Origin of the sequence: Tissierella sp. (assembly GCF_052089545.1) — a bacterium.
GTDB lineage: Bacteria > Bacillota > Clostridia > Tissierellales > Tissierellaceae > Tissierella_A.
Window position 1 is genome coordinate 14,208 of the sequence record NZ_JBQDAA010000037.1, and the last position, 848, is coordinate 15,055.

The window sequence follows — 848 nt, forward strand, 5'->3', positions numbered from 1 at the left end:
TATCATTTTTTTCTGCATGTATATTACCCCTTATTCCAGCCTATATAATGTATTTAACTGGAAGTACAATAGAAGAAGAGGTAAATAAAAGAAGATTATTTGCTTTAACTAGGACGATTGGATTTGTTTTAGGATTTACTATTATATTTATTATAATGGGAGTTTCAGCAAGTTTTATAGGAAAGGTATTTGTAAGAAATAGAGATATATTTGCCAAGGTTAGTGGAGTACTTATTATATTATTTGGATTAAGTATGCTTGGTGTTTTTAAACTAGATATAATGAAAAAGATAAATATAAAAGCTCCAAAAAATATGACAAATTGGTTTTCTAGTATCCTTATGGGAATGGCATTTGCAGCTGGTTGGTCCCCTTGTTTTGGGCCTGTCTTAGGAGCTATATTGGTATATGCAGGTGGAACAGAGACGATAAATCAAGGTATTGTATTACTTCTTATTTATTCTGCTGGTATGGCTGTTCCATTTATATTGACGGCCCTTTTTATCAATAAATTTGTAGAGCTAATGGATAAATATGAAAGATATTTAAAATATATAAATATTATAGGTGGGATACTAATGATCGTATTTGGGCTCTTGGTGTTTTTCGATAAAATAGTAGATATAAGTAGACTTTTAATATAATGGGGGATGAAAATGGATAATAAATGGAAAAAATGGATCTATGGAATCCTTATATTAGGTATTGTTATAGGGTTCTTTTATCTAGTCTTAGAAAGAGAAGAACCTACAGAGCCTGATAATTCTATAGAAGAAGATGTAAATAAGGATAAAGAAGATAATGAAAAGCCGGATGAAGAGCCGGAAGATGATACTCAAGAAGGAGAA

At 30.5% G+C, this 848-nt stretch carries 2 protein-coding genes; both read left to right on the forward strand.

Annotation, left to right across the window (positions count from 1 at the left end):
* The coding region (locus ACTHW2_RS04590; protein WP_442262644.1) for a cytochrome c biogenesis CcdA family protein at positions 1-644 on the forward strand (644 nt) is incomplete at its 5' end.
* 12 nt (positions 645-656) lie between these two features.
* A partial coding sequence (locus ACTHW2_RS04595; RefSeq protein WP_442262646.1) for a hypothetical protein occupies positions 657-848 on the forward strand: 192 nt, incomplete at its 3' end.